Here is a 17,398-nt window from a genome sequence, read left to right as displayed (position 1 = left end):
TGTAGTGGCGGATTTCCGCTTGTTATCACGGCTAGGTTGGCCGTGCCGCGCAATGTAACCGCTCTAGCGCGGGCTTTCCTTTCGCTGGCACGGCATCTGCTATAGCTCTTGCCAGCCGCGCACTCGAATGCGCTGGCACTCATAAGAAAGGCAAGAGATGAACCCTATGAACTGCCACGTTAAATCTGCACGTCCAGCTTCCCCGGCAGCACCATCCTCTCTCTTGTGCACGCGACCCCGGTCGTGTGCAGGCATTGCCTCTTTCCGTCACTCTGCGAACCCAGGCTCTGCACGGCCCTAGTGCCCTATAGCGTCTACAGTGAAAACCTCTGCATAAAGCCATAACAACGACGGAGTTTCTTCCATGCGAATGACCAAACGTTTTAGCCTATTTGCTGCTGCCGCAGCCTTTACCGCGAGCACCGCCGTACTCGCCGCACCGACCTTTATCAATATCCTTACCGGTGGCACCAGTGGTGTGTACTACCCGATTGGTGTGGGCCTGTCGCAGCTGTACAGCAACGGCATCGAAGGCTCCAAGACCTCGGTACAGGCGACCAAAGCCTCGGTGGAAAACCTCAACCTGCTGCAAGCCGGTCGTGGTGAGCTGGCGCTGGCCCTGGGTGATTCCGTGGCTGATGCCTGGAATGGTGTGGAAGAGGCTGGCTTCAAGGCGCCGCTGAAAAAACTGCGAGCGATTGCCGGCACTTACCCGAACTACATCCAGATCGTCGCCAGCAAGGAGTCCGGGATCAAGACCCTGGCTGACCTCAAGGGCAAGACCATCTCCGTCGGTGCACCGAAGTCCGGCACCGAGCTCAATGCTCGCGCCATCTTCAAGGCCGCCGGCCTGAGCTATGACGACATGGCCAAGGTTGAATTCCTTCCATATGCCGAGTCGGTTGAGCTGATCAAGAACCGTCAGCTGGATGCCACCCTGCAGTCTTCTGGCCTGGGCATGGCGGCTATTCGTGACCTGGCGGCCACTCTGCCAATCACCTTTGTCTCGGTACCGGCTGACGTGACCGCCAAGATCGGCAACGCGGCTTACCAGCCCGCGTCGATCCCAGCCGGCACCTATGACGGTCAGGATGCCGATGTGCCGACTGTAGCCATCACCAATATCCTGGTGAGCCATGAGGATGTGTCCGAAGAAGTGGCCTATCAGATGACCAAGCTGATGTTCGACAACCTGGAGCGTCTGGGTAACGCCCATTCCGCGGCCAAGGACATCAAGCTGGAAACGGCTGCGAAGAACCTGCCGATCCCGCTGCACCCAGGTGCTGAGCGCTTCTACAAAGAAGCCGGCGCGCTGTAAGGCTGTTGAAGGGTTGGCTGGGTAGGATGGGTCGGGCCGCGCAGGTTGAGCAACGCGATACCCATGCTGCACGGCTCAAGTCTGGAGAGACGCTTCAGCAACGTTTGATGGGTTACGCCGCTGCGCGGCTAACCCATCCTACCCAGGCTTCACTTTCAGTAGAGTTGTGAATAAAACCGCTGTGCGCGTCACGGCAAGTTTTGTTGGCGACTCTGTGCGATTGATGTTGTAACGAGGGCATCCGCCTCATGAGTGAGCAAAACCAAGGCCTTGCTGCCAACCCCGGCGATTGGCCAAAAGCGCTGTTTTATGTCGCGCTGCTGTTCTCCATTTTCCAGATCATCACCGCCGCCTTTCACCCGGTGTCGAGCCAGATTCTGCGTGCAATCCACGTGGGCTTTCTGTTGATGGTGGTGTTTCTCTGCTTTCCGCTGCGCGGCAAGGGTCAGCCCTGGCAGCCGATGGCTTGGCTATTGGGCCTGGCCGGCATGGCCACGGCGGCCTACCAGTGGTATTTCGAAGCCGATCTGATCCAGCGTTCCGGTGATTTGACCCAGAGCGATATGGCCATCGGCCTGCTGTTGATCGTCTTGGTCTTCGAGGCCGCGCGCCGTGTTATGGGCATCGCGCTGCCGCTGATCTGCGCACTGTTTCTGGTCTACGGCCTGTTCGGCCAGTACCTGCCGGGCGACCTGATGCACCGCGGTTATGACCTTGATCAGATCGTTAACCAACTGTCCTTCGGCACCGAAGGGCTGTACGGCACGCCGACCTATGTTTCGGCGACCTACATCTTCCTGTTTATCCTGTTTGGTGCGTTTCTCGAACAGGCCGGGATGATCAAGCTGTTCACCGATTTCGCCATGGGTCTGTTCGGCCACAAGCTCGGTGGCCCGGCCAAGGTCTCGGTGGTGTCGTCGGCACTGATGGGCACCATCACTGGATCGGGCGTGGCCAACGTGGTCACCACCGGCCAGTTCACCATCCCGCTGATGAAGCGCTTCGGCTACAAGCCGGCGTTTGCTGGTGGCGTTGAGGCGACGTCCTCGATGGGCAGCCAGATCATGCCGCCGATCATGGGCGCGGTAGCGTTCATCATGGCCGAGACCATCAACGTGCCGTTTTTTGAAGTAGCTAAGGCGGCGTTAGTACCGGCCTTGCTGTACTTCGGCTCGGTGTTCTGGATGGTCCATCTGGAAGCCAAACGCGCCAACCTGCGCGGGCTACCGAAGGACCAGTGCCCGAACCCTTGGGCGGCGATCAAGCAGCGCTGGTACCTGCTGATTCCGCTGCTGATTCTGATCTACCTGCTGTTCTCCGGGCGCACGCCGCTGTTCTCCGGGATGGTTGGTCTGGCGCTGACGGCCATCGTGATTCTCGGCTCGGCAATCATCCTGCGGGTGTCGTCCAAGGTCATGCGTTTTGCCTTCTGGATCGCCCTCGGCGTGCTCTGCGCCGGATTCTTCCAGCTGGGCATCGGCGTGGTGTTTGGCGTAGTGGCGCTGTTGGTGGCGATCTGCTGGTTTATCAAGGGCGGCCGCGACACCCTGACCATCTGCCTGCATGCGCTGGTGGAAGGTGCACGGCATGCGGTGCCAGTGGGCATTGCCTGCGCCCTGGTCGGGGTAATCATTGGCGTGGTCTCCCTGACGGGCGTGGCGTCGACCTTTGCCGGTTACATTCTGGCGATTGGTCAGGATAACCTGTTCCTCTCGCTGATCCTCACCATGCTCACCTGCCTGGTATTGGGCATGGGCATTCCGACCATTCCCAACTACATCATCACCAGCTCGATTGCCGCGCCAGCACTGCTGGAGCTGGGTGTGCCGCTGATTGTCTCGCACATGTTCGTGTTCTATTTCGGCATCATGGCCGACCTCACGCCGCCGGTGGCGCTGGCCTGTTTCGCAGCCGCACCGATCGCCAAGGAAAGCGGCCTGAAGATCAGCCTATGGGCGATTCGCATTGCCGTGGCCGGGTTTATCGTGCCGTTCATGGCGGTGTACGAGCCGGCGCTGATGCTGCAGGGCGATAGCCTGTTGGCGACGCTCTATGTGGTGTTCAAGGCCGCGCTGGCTATTGGCATCTGGGGCGCGATCTTCACTGGCTTCCTGCAGATCAAAATGCCGTGGTGGGAGCGTGCGCTGGGCTTTGCCGCCGGTGCCAGCCTGATTTTGGCGACACCGATGAGTGATGAGATCGGCTTTGCTCTGGCCGCCGTGTTTATCGCCCAGCACCTGTGGCGTGCACGTCATGCGCAGGTGGCGGCTGCATGATTGGCTTGTGCCTAGGCTTGGCGGGTGTGGTGTGGGCCGAAGTGCCCACGCCCGACTTCACCCTGGCCTGGAAGCACACCATCGAGAAAATTCGCTGGGAAGAGGACTACCGCGTCACGCCCGAGGGGTTGTTGCTCGGCGAGGCGCGGGTCAAGGGTTCCGGGGCCGGTATGGAGATTCCAGACGGCGCCGAACTGCGTGAGGGCAGCTGGCACTACCAGCGTCAGCTACCGCCTTTGCAACCACTGCGCTTGGGGCGAACCCCCGAAGCAGGGGACTACCAACTGTGTTTCAACCAGCGTTGCCACTCAATGAGTGAATGGCTCGGCCCGCCACAAGCGACCCAGCCGGCGTTGGAACTTTGGAGCTGTGAGCAAAGCTCCCCGGCCGTTTCGGCGGCAGGCCAGGACGACGGTTAACCCCGCGTCCGCTCCCGGGTCACAAGCCCTGGTGTGTTGTAGAGGAGAGCCCCCATTTGGCGTAGCCGGTGGGGGTTTTGTTTATGTGCGCGGCGCAAATGAACCGGCGTTACCCCGCTGTAAAGCGGCAGCGGCTTCTTAGTCGCTGCTGAGCGGGTCAGTGATGCCGTGACGCTCTTTGAGCTTTTGCACCCATTCGGCCTGGTTGCTGAGAAAAGCATCGAACTGCTTAATCACCTCTGGGTGTTTGATGCTCGACAGGAAGTAGTGATCATCCTGATAGGGCAGGTCGGGGTCGAACACCAGGGACTCATTCTTTCTACTGTTGTACAGCTGATGGCGGATCACTTGCGGATTGAGGTAAACGCCGTCAACCCGGTCACTCATCGCCATGGCCAGTAGCGAGTCGATCTGATTGGCCTGGATCAGAATGATCCGCCCGTTCTTGATGTCCTCCAGGTAGGGCCATGGCGTGAAGCCGCGCTGGGTACCCATGCGGTACAGCCGCGCCTTGCCCTTGCCGAGGTACTGCGGTTTGACCAGTACGCCGTCGATGGCCGGTGCTGCCGCCTGGCTATAATAGAGGGTGTGGCCCTGCTTCTGGTCGGCGTTCCAGCGCGGGTTATCCGGGTATTTGAAATTCACCCGGTCGTCGAGAAAGTCGCTGAGCAGGCGTCGCACTGGCAGTGGCTGGTAAACAAATACATGGCCCTGATACGCGGCAAAGGCGTCGAGCAGGTCACGGCCATAACCCAGGTATTGCCCATTCTGCACGTCTGAGTAAGGCATATATGGCTGCAGCTCGACGCCGACCTTGAAGGTCTCCGCCTGTGCCGACGACAGCAGCTGGAGCAACAGGCAAGCCAGCAAGGACAGCAGGAGTCTCATGGACGGCATCTCGCGCAGTGACCGGAAGGCCTTAGCCCAACGATAGCTAATTGCCTGGCCGAGGGGGAGCTTTACCGCTGAGAGAGCCCATTTGAACTATAAATTAGCATCTGAAAACACCGCGATAGGCCGCCAATACTGGCTATGCGCCGGCACGCAAAGGCCATGGCTGTTACCCTGTACCCCGCAGTCGCTGGCATGGCGGCTGTACGAGTAGGGCAATCCCGTCCTCGTGCGCGTAAAGCGTGCCACACGTCAAAGGAGTCCCCCATGGGTCAAAAACCTTCGTCTGACACGACCCCGCAACCAGAAGCGGCAACTCTGGAAGGCATCCCGGCTCCCACCGGCGATGCCAATTTGATCGACACGGACTACGTGATCGGTCAGGACAACATCAAAGGGCAGTTCTCATTTGCCCTGGATATCCACGGCAAAGTCTTCACCATCTCGGCGCTTACTGTGGTGCTGTTTGTAGTGCTGACCCTGGCCCTGCAAAATCAGGTCGAGCCGTTATTCAGTGCGTTGCGTGGGTGGCTTACCAGCAACCTGGCCTGGTTCTTTCTCGGCTCTGCCAACATCTTTGTGCTGCTTTGTCTGGGCTTGATCGTCTCGCCGCTGGGCAAGGTACGGATTGGCGGCATGCAGGCCACGCCTGATTACACCTACACCGGCTGGTTTTCCATGCTGTTCGCTGCGGGTATGGGCATCGGTCTGATGTTCTATGGCGTAGCCGAACCGATGTCGCACTTCTCGGCGGCGCTGGGTGGCGTCAGCGTGGGTGAGGATGGTGTGCGCACCGACTGGGCACCGTTGGGCGCGGCCGCTGGTGATACCGCAACCGCGGCGCGTATGGGCATGGCGGCGACCATCTTCCACTGGGGCCTGCACCCGTGGGCGATTTACGCGATTGTCGCGCTGGCGCTGGCGTTGTTCTCGTTCAACAAAGGCCTGCCGCTGTCGATTCGCTCGATTTTCTACCCGATTCTCGGTGAGCGGGTGTGGGGCTGGCCGGGGCATGTCATCGACATTCTGGCGGTATTCGCCACCCTGTTTGGCCTCGCTACGTCCCTCGGCCTGGGTGCCGAACAAGCAGCGGCAGGGCTGGACCAACTGTTCGGCATTGCCGCGACAGATGCCAGCAAGGTGTTGCTGATCATCGGCATTACCGCGATTGCCCTGCTGTCGGTACTGGCGGGTTTGGACAAGGGCGTTAAGCGTCTGTCCGAGATCAACATGGGCCTGGCCATCCTGTTGCTGCTGTTTGTGATCATCGCCGGCCCGACGCTGGCTATCCTGACGGGCTTCTTTGATAACCTCGGCGCTTACCTGCAATATCTGCCGGCGCTGTCCAACCCGATTGGCCGCGAAGACGCCAACTTCAGCCAGGGCTGGACGGCCTTCTACTGGGCCTGGTGGATCAGCTGGTCGCCGTTTGTGGGCATGTTTATCGCGCGAGTCAGCCGTGGTCGTACCGTGCGTGAATTCCTGATTGCCGTACTGCTGGTGCCGTCCCTGGTGTCGGTGCTGTGGATGACGGCCTTCGGTGGCACCGGTATCAGTCAGCTGGTCGGCGACGGCTTTACCGGCGTGCAGGATGCCGCGCTGGAGCTGAAACTGTTTGCCATGCTGGCCGAGCTGCCGTGGTCAGCAATTAGCTCGTTTATCGGCATCGTGCTGGTGATCGTGTTCTTCGTCACCTCGTCGGACTCCGGCTCCCTGGTCATCGACACCATCACCGCTGGCGGCAAGGTCAACGCGCCGGTGCCGCAGCGGGTGTTCTGGGTGATTATCGAAGGTGTGATTGCCATCGCCCTGCTGCTCGGCGGCGGGCTGGTGGCCTTGCAGGCTATGGCGGTATCGACCGGTTTACCGTTCACCATCGTGCTGTTGGTGGGCTGTATTTCGATCGTCAAAGGTTTGATGAGCGAACCGCGCTAAGCACGGTTGTTAAGCCGTACAAAAGCGCGCCTTCGGGCGCGTTTTTTGTGCGCGAGGGACACTGCAGCCTGATAGGCATAAATCAATTATCAGTGGTGATGGTTAAGTCTTGAGTGGCTTCGGCTTCTGCTTTCAAACGGTCGGCTTTACTGATGTATGCAGACTTACGTTTTGGCGCCAATTTGGCACTGGCTTTTTTGGCATGTGCTTGTAATAGCTGTTTGATTTTTTTGCGACGGTTCATGTGTTCTGCTCGGTGATAAATGTTTGAAAACTAGTCATACGTTTTTAGTAAGAGGCCGGCTCTGCCAGTCCCCGGAGCAATACCGGAGCGAAACCCGGATGCAGAGGCACATTCTCTTTGGTTACTTTCTTTTGTGCTCAGCAAGAGCAACGGAGCGACGTGCAGTAATAGCCGCAGGTTGGCCTGAAGAGTGAAGTGTAGCGAATCAAGTAACGCGCCCGATGGGGTGCAAGTAAATACACATCGACGGAATAGCCAAATGACGGGTATCGCGATGCTCAACCCATCCTACGACTGCTGCAGTCGCGGCTAAAGCTCCTCCCACCGCTCCTACAGATGTGCGGTCTCAACTCCACAATTGCCCAATCGGCGTATCCGCCGAATAGTGCGTTGCCACTTGCGCCTGCAGTAACTCAGCGGTGGCCAGGGCATCGGTCAGGGCGTGGTGCGCCTGGTAGGGCGGCAGGTTGTAACGCAGGCGGCTATCGGCCAGGCGAATGGACACCGGCTGGCGCCGCAGCAAGCGCTCCCACCAGTTCGGTTGGCGGTGCAGGCGGGCCTCCAGCTGCATGGTGTCGATCACCGGGAATTGCAGGCCTTCGCCCAGATGCTCACGCACCGCTTGATCGAGAAAGCTGCGCTCGATGCTGCGGTAGTGCACCACCATCACCTTGCCAGCCATCACCGTCAGCAGTTCGTCGAGAATCTGCCCCAGGCGCGGGGCATGGCGGATGTCGGAGTGTGTGATGTGGTGGAAGGTCACCGACTCGCTGCTCAATTCACTGGCCGGTTTGACCACCCAGTAACGTGCTTCGCCGCAGCGGATGCGCTGCAGGTTGAAGGGCAGCAGGCCAAGGCTGACGATGGCGTGCTGGTTGGCGTCGAGCCCAGTGGTTTCCACATCGAGGGCCAGCAGCGGCACCTGTTCCAGTGGGGTGTCGGCGGCGACGCAGCCTGCTTGGTAGAAGGCTTGCAGGCGCGGGTCTTTGGCGCTGGTAGCCAGCTCAGCAAAGCGCGCCGCCCAGTCCAGCGGCGCAGCGAGCGTACTCATAAGCTTTTGCCCGGCTGTGCGGGATAGCGGAAGCGCAGGAATTTCTGCGCGTTGCTGAGTATCTGAAAGGCTTCCTTGAGGTTATGGCGGTCACTGGCCGAGACTTTTTCCGGCTCGATGTAGTTGTTTGGCTCGCGGCCTTCCGCCAGCGCATTGGCCTGATGGCGGATGCGCACCAGGCTGAGAAATTCCAGGGCGTAGCGCAGTTGGCTGATCGCTTCGGGCTGTAGCAATTTGGTTTTGGCGATAGCGTCCAGGCGTTCCAGTGAGTTCTGCGCCTTGCTGCCGCAGGCCAGCGCGTGCACGCGGATCAGGTCGGTGAGCGGCGCTGTACCTCGGCCTTTGAGGTTGATGATGTGTTTCTGCTGGCCGTCGGTTTCCATCACGAAGGTGCGAAAGAAGCCCAGTGGCGGCGTGCGGTTCAGGGCGTTGCGCGCCAGGGCGGCGAGAAAGGCCGGGGCATTGCTGGCTTTTTCGGCGAGCAGTTCCTTGAGGTTTTCCGCCAGCTCGACCTCGCCGTGTACGCCGTCGAGGTCAAAGAAGATGCAGCTGTTAAGCAGGGTTTGCGGGTTGGGCCGGTCGATCCACTGGCTGAAATAGCCGCGCCATACCTTGAGTGGCTGCCGCCATTGGCGATTAGTGGCCATGATCCCGCCCTTGCAGTAGCTGTAGCCACAGGCGGCCAGGCCATCGCTGACGAATTTCGCCAGCTCGGCAAAGTAGCCGTCATGTAGGTCGGGGTCGAAGCGGTCATCGAGAATCAGCGCGTTATCCTGATCGGTCACCACCAGTTGTTCATCACGGGCCATCGAGCCGGCGGCGAGGAAGCAATAGGGCACCGGCGGCGGGCCGAGTTTCTGCTCCGCTAACTCCAGCAGGCGTTGGCTAAAGGCGCGGCCAATGCCAGCCATGGCGCTGCCGATCATGTGCGCGGTGGCATTTTCGTTGGCCATGCGCACGAAGGTGCCGCGCAAGTCCGGCAGCAGTCCCTGCAAGCCGGCGACATCCGGCTGATTGAAGATCGAGTTGACCAGGTAGAGGCTGCTTTGCGACTCGTAGCGGATGATATCGGAGAGGTTGATCATCCCCACCGGGCGCCGCCTTTGCACCACCGGCAGGTAGTGAATGTTATGGCGCAACATGCTCAACATGGCTTCGAAAACGCTGTCATCGGCCTGGATGGTGATGGGATCGGGCGACATCACCTGGCTGACCGGCGTGGCCGCATCCAGCCCAACGGCCAGCACACGGGTGCGCAGGTCGCGATCCGTTAGGATGCCGACCATGGCGGCGCCGGGCGCATCTCCGTCGAGCAGTACCAACGACGAAACGCTTTGCTCGGTCATCAGCTGTGCGGCCTGTTGCACCGGGGTGTCTTGGCTGGCGCAGACGGGCTGACGCGAGATCAGCGTGCGCACTTTGATCTGCATCAGGTCGCTGGCCTTGCCCTGGCTCTCCACAGCCGACTTGAGGCGTGACTGGCCTTCGGCCTCAACGAAATCGGCGAAGCTGTCGTGTTGCTCACACATCTGAGCGAACAGGGCGGCCGGAATAAAGTAGATCAGGCTGTCTTCAATCGCGCGGGCCGGGAAGCGCACCTTGTTGCTACGCAGCAGGCCGGCCTGGCCGAAGATATCGCCTTCACTCAGGCGGTTGTATAACTCGCCATTGCGCCGGTAGATTTCCACCGCGCCGCTGCGCACGTAATGCAGGTCATGGATGTCTGCGCCGTATAGGAGGATGTCGGTGCCGGCCTTGAAGTAGGCCACCTCGACCTGGCGGGCGATGGCGTCGAGGCTGTCCTCGGGCAGGGCATCAAAGGGCGGGTAGCGATTGAGGTGATCGCGGATCTCCAGGAGTTCGATCTGCATGGGTGCCTCGCGCGTTGTGGCACTACAGGATACGAGCATCGCGCGGTGATGTCCGCCTTGCTGGCCTAAGCAGGTCGGCCGGCGCGTCCGTTGAGTGCCGGCTAGGGTGAATTGGCGGGCAGATGACTAATCAGGGAGGGGTGATGCAAGAGTTAGGGCTTTGGTGGGTGTTGGCGCTGTTGCTGGTTGTGGCTGGCCTGGGGATTTATTACTACAACCGCCTGGTATTCAACCGCGCACGGGTGGCCGAGGCCTGGAGCGGCATTGATGTGCAGCTCAAGCGCCGCGCCAGCCTGATTCCGGCGCTGGTCGAGTGCGTGCGCCAGTACATGAACTATGAGCAGGGCACGCTGCAGGCGCTGGTGCAGGAGCGCCTGCGCGCGCTGCAGTTGGCCGATTCGCCGTTGGCTGAACGGGCGCCGGTGGAGGCGCATCTGAGCACGCAGCTGCGCCAGCTGTTTGCCCTGGTCGAGGACTACCCGGCGCTCAAGGCCGATGGCCAGTTTCTCGACCTGCAACGCACCATCACCGAGGTCGAGAACCATATCCAGATGGCCCGGCGTTATTACAACGGCGCGGTGCGCGAGTTGAATGTGCTGGTGGAATCGGTACCGAGCAACCTAGTGGCGCGGCCTTTTGCCTTCACCCCGGCGGAGTACTTCAGCCTGGATGACCCGCGTGACGCCCAGTCGCCAAACATGGAGTTTTGACATGCTGCGAGTGCTGCGTTTTGCCCTGTTGAGCCTGTGCCTGCTGCCGCTATGGACTGCTGCGGCCGAGGTAATTGAAGACTTTGCCGTGACCCTGCAGGTGCAGGCGGACGGCAACCTGCTGGTGACCGAGCGGATCACCGTGCAGGCCGAGGGTGAGCAGATCAAGCGCGGCATCTACCGCGATTTGCCGGTCAGTTACAGCTTGCCGCTGGGTTTGTTGCAGAGCAGCCCGATCACCCTGCTTGGGGTGAGCCGCGATGGTCAGGCGGAGCGGGCGCGGGTCGAGCAGAACGGTAGCTGGGTGCGTTATTACCTCGGCTCGGCGGACCACCTGCTGCAACCGGGGCGCTATCAATACGAGCTACGCTACCGCGTTGAGCGCCAGCTGTTGCACCACCTCAATACTGACGAGCTGTATTGGAACGTCACCGGCAATGGCTGGAGCTTCCCGATTCAGCACGCCTCGGTGGAGGTGCTGTTGCCGAGGGGCGCGCGGATCGGTCAGCGTGCCGCCTACACCGGTGGCTGGGGCAGCCAGGACAAGGCCTATGAAGTGGTCGAACAACGCGATGATTACCTGCGCCTGATAACCACGCAGTGCTTGGCGGCCTACCAGGGCCTGACGGTCGCTGTGGATTGGCAAGCCGGGTTGGTTACTCGGCCGGGCATGGTCGAACGAGGCGGTGCCTTGTTGCGCGATAACCTCGGCCTGTGTCTGGGTGCGCTGCTGTTAGTCGGTCTGCTGGTGTTCTACCTGCGCGCCTGGGATCGGGTTGGCCGCGACCCTGAGAAAGGCCTGATCATTCCGCTGTTCGAGGCCCCGCAGGGCATGAGTGCGGTGCAGGCCGGCTACCTCTGGCATCGCGGTTTGCAGGGGGCTTATCAGGATGCGCGGGCGTTTAGTGTGTGGCTCACCGATATGGCCATCCGCAAGCACCTGCATATCGAAGACAAGCCGCGCGACGGTGGTTTTACCCTGGCCCGTGGTACGGGTGAGCGTGCTGATTTCAGCGAGGCAGATCGCGAACTGCGTAAACGCCTGTTCCCGGCCAATAAGGAAGGCATCGCCCTGGAAATTGGCAGTGACTATGAGCCGCGCCTGGCTGACGCCGTAGCCGGACTGAAAACCCAGCTGAAAAAACAGGGCAAGGCCTGGTTCAGCAATAACCGGGGTATCTGGACCTGGGGCTTGGTGTGGGCGATTGTCGGCTGCCTGATCATGGTGCTAACCGGCGCGCGCAGCGAAGACGATATGACCACCGACTTGGCGGGTGTGGTGTTCTCCGTGGGTTTTGGCGTGCCGTCGCTGTTTGTGCTGTACATGGCCTGGCATCAGCCCAGCGTGGGTAAGCAGATCGGCCTGGGCCTGGTGGGGCTGATGTTTTTTTGGCCGGTGCCGGTTGGCCTGTGGATGCTCAGCAATGCGGCGTCGGTGCCGGCCTTGCTGCTGCTCTGCGTGTATGTGTTGGTGGTGGTGTTGTTTTATTACCTGCTGCCGGCACCGTCGGTCGAAGGGCGGCGTTTGCTGGATCAGCTGGAAGGCTATCGCGACTACCTGCAATTGGCGGAGAGCGATGTGCTGGCATTGGCCGGCAATGCCCCGGCGATGAGCATCGCGCTGTACGAGAAACACCTGCCCTATGCCATGGCCCTGGGCGTGGAAGACAAATGGAGCGCGCGCTTTAGCGCAGCGCTGGCCAGCGGCCTGATCGACCCGGCGCAGCGTGACTATCAACCCGACTGGTATCACAGCCGCAGCAGCTTTAGCACACCGCTGGCGATGAGCGCGGCCCTGGCTGCTGGGCTAAGCAGCGCCACGGCACTGGCCTCATCACCACCGTCGAGCAGTTCTTCAGGCGGTGGTGGTTCATCCGGCGGCGGCTCGTCAGGTGGTGGCGGTGGTGGCGGGGGCGGCGGCGGTTGGTAGAGCCCGCTTCGGCTTGGCGGCGCATGCTGTTGTAGGAGCGGGCTTGCCCGCGACTCGCACGCATGGATTAGGCATCCTCGCCGCTCCTACAGGTTTTGGCTGCTGTCGCGACGCTAGGGCTTGCGCGTTTCCTGCAGTTTGGCCAGCAAGGCTTCGCTTTTCGCCAGTTGCTCGGCTTCGCTGAGCTGTGGGTTTTCCAGCACGCTGTCGAGCTGCTCGATCAGTTCGCTCTGTCGGTTGATCCGCTCATCCAGTTTTTCCAGCTTGCGCTGGTTGTGCCAGCTCCACAGCGCCAGGGCGCAGGCGGCCAGCACAACGGCGGCCAGCACGATTATCGTCACGGTGTTCATCGCAGCTCCAGAGTTTTGCGCATCAGCATGCGCGGCAAAATAACAGCGCCGCGCGTCACCGTCTGTGCCTGCTGCACAGAAAATCCCTGGCGGGCAAAGAACGCCTGCGCCACCAGGCTGGCCTCGGTAAACAGTTCGCAGGCACCCGCCGCCTGCAGGCGTTGCTCCGCTGCGGCATACAAGGCGCTGGCCACACCCTGGCGGGCATAAGCGGGCGCGCAGTACAGCAGGTCGATATGCCCATCCAGGCTAAAGCCGATAAAACCGGCGATAACCAGGCCATCTTCGGCGATAACAAGCTCAAGTGAAGCAAAGCGTGTTTGCCAGGCAGACATATCCGCAGCCGCCGGAGCCCAGGCCTGACGCTGCGCTGCGTCGTAGTGCTGGGCGGTCAGCTGGCTGACCGAAGCCTGAAACAGCGCGACCAGGGCAGGCAGATCGTGCGGTTGGTAGGACCGCAGGTTGAGTGCTGCGGGCAGGGGAGCGTTCATTCGGGTTACCTGCAATAGTTGCCTGGCAGGTTAGCGCCGGGTGCGGGTCAGGTAAATCGCTGCTAGCGCCAGTTGCAGGCGCTAGCAGCCACCGCATCGTGGGCATGCAGGCTTTCGGCGTGCACCACGCGCAGGTGAAAGGCGCTTAGCTCGGGCTGTAGCAGCAGGGCGCTATGGAGGCGGCGCGCGGCGTCTTCGCAGAACATCAGATTTTGCCCGTTGACCAGGGCGAAGGCCTGCTCGTCGGCGCGCTTGACGGCGGTTTGCACGGCGGTGCCGAGGGCCTGTTCGGCGGCGTCGATCAGCTCAATCAGTGGCAACCCCGCGCAGTCGCTGTGCAGACGTACCTGCAGGGTGGCGTAGCTGCGCTGGCTGTGCGGTGTGGCGACGATGCCCTGTGGTGAACCGAGCCAGGCCAGCAGTTGCGCGTGATCCAGCGGTTGGTCGGCGAAGTCCTCGATAAAGCGCTGCTGAATCAGCTGGCGCGCCAATGCGGCGGAGCAGGGGCAGGTCGATGAATAGGCCACTTCTACCTGTAGTTCCACGTGAAACCCCCATGAATCCTGGCGTGCACGCACTTCGAAGGGGTAGGGCTTCCAGCCGGCGAGAGGGCTGACCAACGCCGGACGGCTAAGTAGCGCCTCACCGCGCAAGGTGATGGAGGCCTGCTGCGACATGCCCTGATGGCTGTCGAGAAACTCGCCCAGCAGTTGCTGCAGCGTCGCCGGGCTCAGCGCGTTGTGCTCCAGCGCATGCAGCGCCAGGTACAGGCGTGACATATGGATACCGCGAGCATTGCCATCATCCAGGCTGACCCCAGCATCGGCGCGGGCATTGATGCGCTGGCCGGCCAGGTTGATTGGCAGCGCTATGCCCTGCATGCCAACCCAGTCCAGAGCCTGTGCGTGGGCAGGTATTTGCGCGGCTATGTCCGGCAAGGTCAGTGCGTTCATCGGAAATCTGCCGCTTGGTTGTGGGCTTGAATGTTATGTTATAACAAGTAAATTACAAAACCAGCGAATCCTGACGATGATCGAAACACCGCTCACCCACGCCGAGCTGCTCGCCCAGTCGGCGGATGACTACATGAATGCCGCGCAGCAGCAGTTTTTCCGCACGCTGCTGCTCAACCAGCGCGGCGAACTGCAAACGCGGATTGCCGAAGAGTTCGAAGGCCTGCGCGAGCGCGAAACCAGCAGCGACCCCGCCGACATTGGTAGCGCTGAAGAGCAGCGCCAGTGGCAACTGCGCCTGCTGGAGCGGGAAAAGAAGCTGCTCGACAAGATCGACGAAGCACTCGACCGCCTGGCCCATGGCGAATATGGCTGGTGCCGCGAGACCGGCGAGCCGATCGGGCTTAAGCGCCTGCTGCTGCGGCCCACCGCAAGCCTGTGCATCGAAGCCAAAGAGCGCCAGGAACAACGCGAAAAACACCTGCGACATACCGAACAATGATGGAGCCTGAAACCATGACCAATCGCCTTCCCGTAACCGTGCTGTCCGGCTTTCTCGGTGCCGGTAAAAGCACCCTGCTTAACGCCATTCTGAAAAACCGCCAGGGCCTGAAAGTGGCGGTAATCGTCAACGATATGAGCGAGATCAATATCGATGGCAGCGAAGTTCAGCGTGATGTCAGCCTGAACCGCGCCGATGAAAAACTTGTAGAGATGAGCAACGGCTGCATCTGCTGCACCCTGCGCGAAGACCTGTTGGAAGAAGTCGGTCGTCTGGCCCGAGATGGCCGCTTCGATTACTTGCTGATCGAATCCACTGGGATCAGCGAACCGCTGCCGGTGGCCGAGACCTTCACCTTCCGGGGTGAAGACGGCCAGAGCCTGGCCGATGTGGCACGCTTGGACTGCATGGTGACGGTGGTCGACGGGGTGAATTTCCTACGCGATTTCCACGAGGCCGAGAGCCTGGCCAGCCGTGGCGAAACTCTGGGTGAAGAAGATGAGCGCTCAATCACCGACCTGCTGATCGAGCAGGTGGAATTCGCCGATGTGCTGCTGATCAGCAAGATCGACCTGATCAGCAGCCATGAGCGCGAAGAGCTGATGGCCATCCTCAAGGGCCTGAATACCCACGCCGAAATCGTGCCGATGGCCATGGGCGCGGTGCCGCTGGAAAAGATCCTCAACACCGGCCGTTTCGACTTCGAGCGCGCCGCCCAGGCCCCGGGTTGGCTCAAGGAGCTGCGCGGTGAGCATGTGCCGGAAACCGAGGAATACGGCATCGCCTCCAGCGCCTACCGCGCGCGTAAACCGCTGCATCCCGAGCGTTTCTTCAATTTCATCAACCGCGAATGGAGCAACGGCCGCCTGCTGCGCAGCAAGGGTTTCTTCTGGCTGGCCAGCAAGTATCAGGAGGCCGGCAGCTGGTCCCAGGCGGGTGGTTTGATGCGTCACGGCTTTGCCGGGCGCTGGTGGCGTTTTGTGCCGAAAAGCCAGTGGCCAGAGGACGAGGAAGGCCTGCAGGCGATCATGAAAAACTGGCAAGCGCAGACCGGCGACTGCCGCCAGGAGCTGGTGTTTATCGGCCAGAACATCGACTTCGTGCAACTGACCGCAGAGCTGGATGCCTGCCTGCTGACCGATGCGGAAATGGCCCTTGGCGTGGACGCCTGGCGAGCGCTACCCGACCCGTTTGGCCCCTGGCATGAGCAGGCCGCCTGATGCTGGCGCCTGTGCTGCGCCAGCCATTGCAGCAGGTCAGCAGCGAGCAGATTGAGGTGCTCGGCGAGGTGCTGCGCGAGGAGGTCAACTTGGCCGTATGGCAACGCCAGCTGCCGGTGCAGATCAGCGATTTCGCCAACGCTTTGTTGGCTCAGGGCGAGCCGCTGGGGCACTCCATGGTGCTGGAGCTGGCCAGCCCGGAGAGTGAGCCGCACCTCAGTGGCTTGGTCGATGGTTACAGCGATCTGCCGGGGCAGGTGGCCTTTTTGCAGGATGTTAGCTGGCTGGTCAGCGCCTTTACTTGCCTGTTCGACGCCAAACGCATCGGCCTGCGCCTGCGCATTCTCGACAAGGCCATGTGCCCGCGCTTTCACGTTGATCATGTGCCGGTACGGCTGATCACCAGCTACGCCGGGGTGGGCAGTGAGTGGCTGGCGGAAGGCGGTATGGCGCGCCGTCGTCTTGGCGATCCGGCTGCCGAGCCCAACGATGCTGTGCTGATCAAGCGCGCCGATACCGGCCATGTGCTGCTGGCCAAGGGCGAGAAATGGATTGGTAACGAGGGCGGTGGCTTGATCCACCGTTCACCGCAGCCGCCGGCAGGTGAGCGGCGCTTGTTGCTGACGCTGGATTGGTTGGCCTGAATTCAGGCAAAAAAATAGGCTGCGAATAAAGCAGCCTTAAGTACCAGAAAGGCACACCGGCGCGTGACCCGGTATGCAGGGGAGGGGTACTCAAGGCCACTAGAACATAGACAGGGTGACGCTTTGATGACGGCTAGCGCGCCATCCACACGCCCTTGCTCTGCTTTTCGCAGAAGAGCTTGAGGTAATTGGCATCGCTGGCCACGCCGTAATAATGCACATCCTGCTTGTAAGGCGTGCCGCCCACCGTGGAATTTCGGCACACGCCGAAGGCCCCCATCGGGCACTGTTCGACAAACTCCACGGCCACCTTCTGGCCCTTTAGCTGCGGCTGGCAGAAGCCGGTGCGGAACAGGTTGGGCGGAATACTGCGGTTCTGCTGGCAGACCTTCACATCCAGGCGCTCAGCCTGGCTATGCACCACACAGGCTTCGCCCCAGGCCAGGCCGGACAGTGAAAACAGGCTCAGCAGCCAAAAAGCGCGCATCAATTGACCCTCCAAAAATATGCCGGCGACTCTAGCACGCTGTTTTTAATCAGTCTGCGTAGGGCCGCATCCTCCGGTGCTGTAGGCCGTTAGAATGGCTACAACC

The 17,398-nt window shown here is 61.0% G+C and carries 17 protein-coding genes; 9 read left to right on the top strand and 8 right to left on the bottom strand.

The features are described from left to right. Nucleotides 1-364: 364 nt before the first annotated feature. The 3 genes from SOP97_RS11290 to SOP97_RS11280 all read left to right on the top strand — a co-directional run bounded on the left by SOP97_RS11290 (nt 365) and on the right by SOP97_RS11280 (nt 4,013). Nucleotides 365-1,318: a TAXI family TRAP transporter solute-binding subunit gene (locus SOP97_RS11290; protein WP_274088553.1), complete on the top strand. Its 954-nt coding sequence runs from the start codon at nt 365-367 to the stop codon at nt 1,316-1,318. Between the two features lie 248 nt (nt 1,319-1,566). Then, nucleotides 1,567-3,594, top strand: a complete 2,028-nt coding sequence (locus tag SOP97_RS11285; RefSeq protein WP_274088554.1) for a TRAP transporter permease — start codon at nt 1,567-1,569, stop codon at nt 3,592-3,594. After that, on the top strand, nt 3,591-4,013 hold the full coding sequence (locus SOP97_RS11280; RefSeq protein WP_274088555.1) for a DUF1850 domain-containing protein: 423 nt from the start codon (nt 3,591-3,593) through the stop codon (nt 4,011-4,013). The genes SOP97_RS11285 and SOP97_RS11280 overlap by 4 nt, the downstream gene beginning before the upstream one ends. Before the next feature lie 138 nt (nt 4,014-4,151). Here SOP97_RS11280 and SOP97_RS11275 read toward each other — a convergent pair whose 3' ends face one another. After that, nucleotides 4,152-4,901 carry a substrate-binding periplasmic protein gene (locus SOP97_RS11275; protein ID WP_274088556.1) on the bottom strand — a complete coding sequence of 250 codons (750 nt, stop codon included), beginning with the start codon at nt 4,899-4,901 and terminating at the stop codon, nt 4,152-4,154. Between the two features lie 270 nt (nt 4,902-5,171). On the opposite strand from SOP97_RS11275, the gene SOP97_RS11270 reads away from it, so the two are divergent. Continuing rightward, the gene (locus SOP97_RS11270; protein WP_274088557.1) at nt 5,172-6,839 is read left to right on the top strand and encodes a BCCT family transporter; all 1,668 of its coding nucleotides are present in this window, start codon (nt 5,172-5,174) and stop codon (nt 6,837-6,839) included. An 82-nt stretch (nt 6,840-6,921) separates the two neighbouring features. Here the strand turns inward: SOP97_RS11270 and SOP97_RS11265 are convergent, their stop codons facing one another. The 3 genes from SOP97_RS11265 to SOP97_RS11255 form a co-directional block, all read right to left on the bottom strand. Beyond that, nucleotides 6,922-7,083, bottom strand: coding sequence for a DUF2986 domain-containing protein (locus SOP97_RS11265; RefSeq protein ID WP_274088100.1), 162 nt, complete (start codon nt 7,081-7,083; stop codon nt 6,922-6,924). Nucleotides 7,084-7,429: 346 nt separating this feature from the next. Beyond that, entirely contained in the window at nt 7,430-8,134 is a 705-nt protein-coding gene (locus SOP97_RS11260) for a 3'-5' exonuclease (protein WP_274088099.1), read from the bottom strand. After that, entirely contained in the window at nt 8,131-10,005 is a 1,875-nt protein-coding gene (locus SOP97_RS11255; RefSeq protein WP_274088098.1) for a DUF294 nucleotidyltransferase-like domain-containing protein, read from the bottom strand. The genes SOP97_RS11260 and SOP97_RS11255 overlap by 4 nt, the downstream gene beginning before the upstream one ends. Nucleotides 10,006-10,148: 143 nt before the next feature. Here SOP97_RS11255 and SOP97_RS11250 point away from each other — a divergent pair, with 143 nt between their 5' ends. Both SOP97_RS11250 and SOP97_RS11245 read left to right on the top strand, forming a co-directional pair. Further along, complete coding sequence (locus SOP97_RS11250) at nt 10,149-10,715, top strand: LemA family protein (RefSeq protein ID WP_322949255.1); 567 nt, start codon at nt 10,149-10,151, stop codon at nt 10,713-10,715. A 1-nt stretch (nt 10,716) separates the two neighbouring features. Further along, nucleotides 10,717-12,645: a DUF2207 domain-containing protein gene (locus tag SOP97_RS11245; protein WP_322949254.1), complete on the top strand. Its 1,929-nt coding sequence runs from the start codon at nt 10,717-10,719 to the stop codon at nt 12,643-12,645. 113 nt (nt 12,646-12,758) lie between these two features. Here the strand turns inward: SOP97_RS11245 and SOP97_RS11240 are convergent, their stop codons facing one another. From SOP97_RS11240 to folE2, 3 genes are all read right to left on the bottom strand, one after another. After that, entirely contained in the window at nt 12,759-12,995 is a 237-nt protein-coding gene (locus SOP97_RS11240) for a hypothetical protein (RefSeq protein WP_322949253.1), read from the bottom strand. Then, on the bottom strand, nt 12,992-13,486 hold the full coding sequence (locus SOP97_RS11235; RefSeq protein ID WP_322949252.1) for a GNAT family N-acetyltransferase: 495 nt from the start codon (nt 13,484-13,486) through the stop codon (nt 12,992-12,994). Before SOP97_RS11235 ends, SOP97_RS11240 begins: the two co-directional genes overlap by 4 nt. Before the next feature lie 62 nt (nt 13,487-13,548). Then, nucleotides 13,549-14,439, bottom strand: coding sequence for a GTP cyclohydrolase FolE2 (gene folE2 / locus SOP97_RS11230; protein ID WP_322949251.1), 891 nt, complete (start codon nt 14,437-14,439; stop codon nt 13,549-13,551). Nucleotides 14,440-14,515: 76 nt separating this feature from the next. Here folE2 and dksA point away from each other — a divergent pair, with 76 nt between their 5' ends. The 3 genes from dksA to SOP97_RS11215 are packed head-to-tail and all read left to right on the top strand — an operon-like array spanning nt 14,516 to nt 16,805. Continuing rightward, nucleotides 14,516-14,941, top strand: a complete 426-nt coding sequence (gene dksA / locus SOP97_RS11225; RefSeq protein WP_322949250.1) for an RNA polymerase-binding protein DksA — start codon at nt 14,516-14,518, stop codon at nt 14,939-14,941. Between the two features lie 14 nt (nt 14,942-14,955). Then, a complete protein-coding gene (gene zigA / locus SOP97_RS11220) occupies nt 14,956-16,161 on the top strand; it encodes a zinc metallochaperone GTPase ZigA (RefSeq protein WP_322949249.1) in 1,206 nt (401 codons plus the stop codon). Further along, on the top strand, nt 16,161-16,805 hold the full coding sequence (locus SOP97_RS11215; RefSeq protein ID WP_322949248.1) for a DUF1826 domain-containing protein: 645 nt from the start codon (nt 16,161-16,163) through the stop codon (nt 16,803-16,805). The genes zigA and SOP97_RS11215 overlap by 1 nt, the downstream gene beginning before the upstream one ends. A 133-nt stretch (nt 16,806-16,938) precedes the next feature. On the opposite strand, the gene SOP97_RS11210 is transcribed toward SOP97_RS11215, so the two are convergent. After that, the gene (locus SOP97_RS11210) at nt 16,939-17,292 is read right to left on the bottom strand and encodes an NADH:ubiquinone oxidoreductase (protein ID WP_322949247.1); all 354 of its coding nucleotides are present in this window, start codon (nt 17,290-17,292) and stop codon (nt 16,939-16,941) included. Between the last annotated feature and the right edge of the window lie 106 nt (nt 17,293-17,398).

The organism is Pseudomonas spirodelae (genome assembly GCF_034653255.1).
Lineage (GTDB): Bacteria > Pseudomonadota > Gammaproteobacteria > Pseudomonadales > Pseudomonadaceae > Aquipseudomonas > Aquipseudomonas spirodelae.
This window is presented reverse-complemented; position numbering and strand designations above follow the sequence as displayed.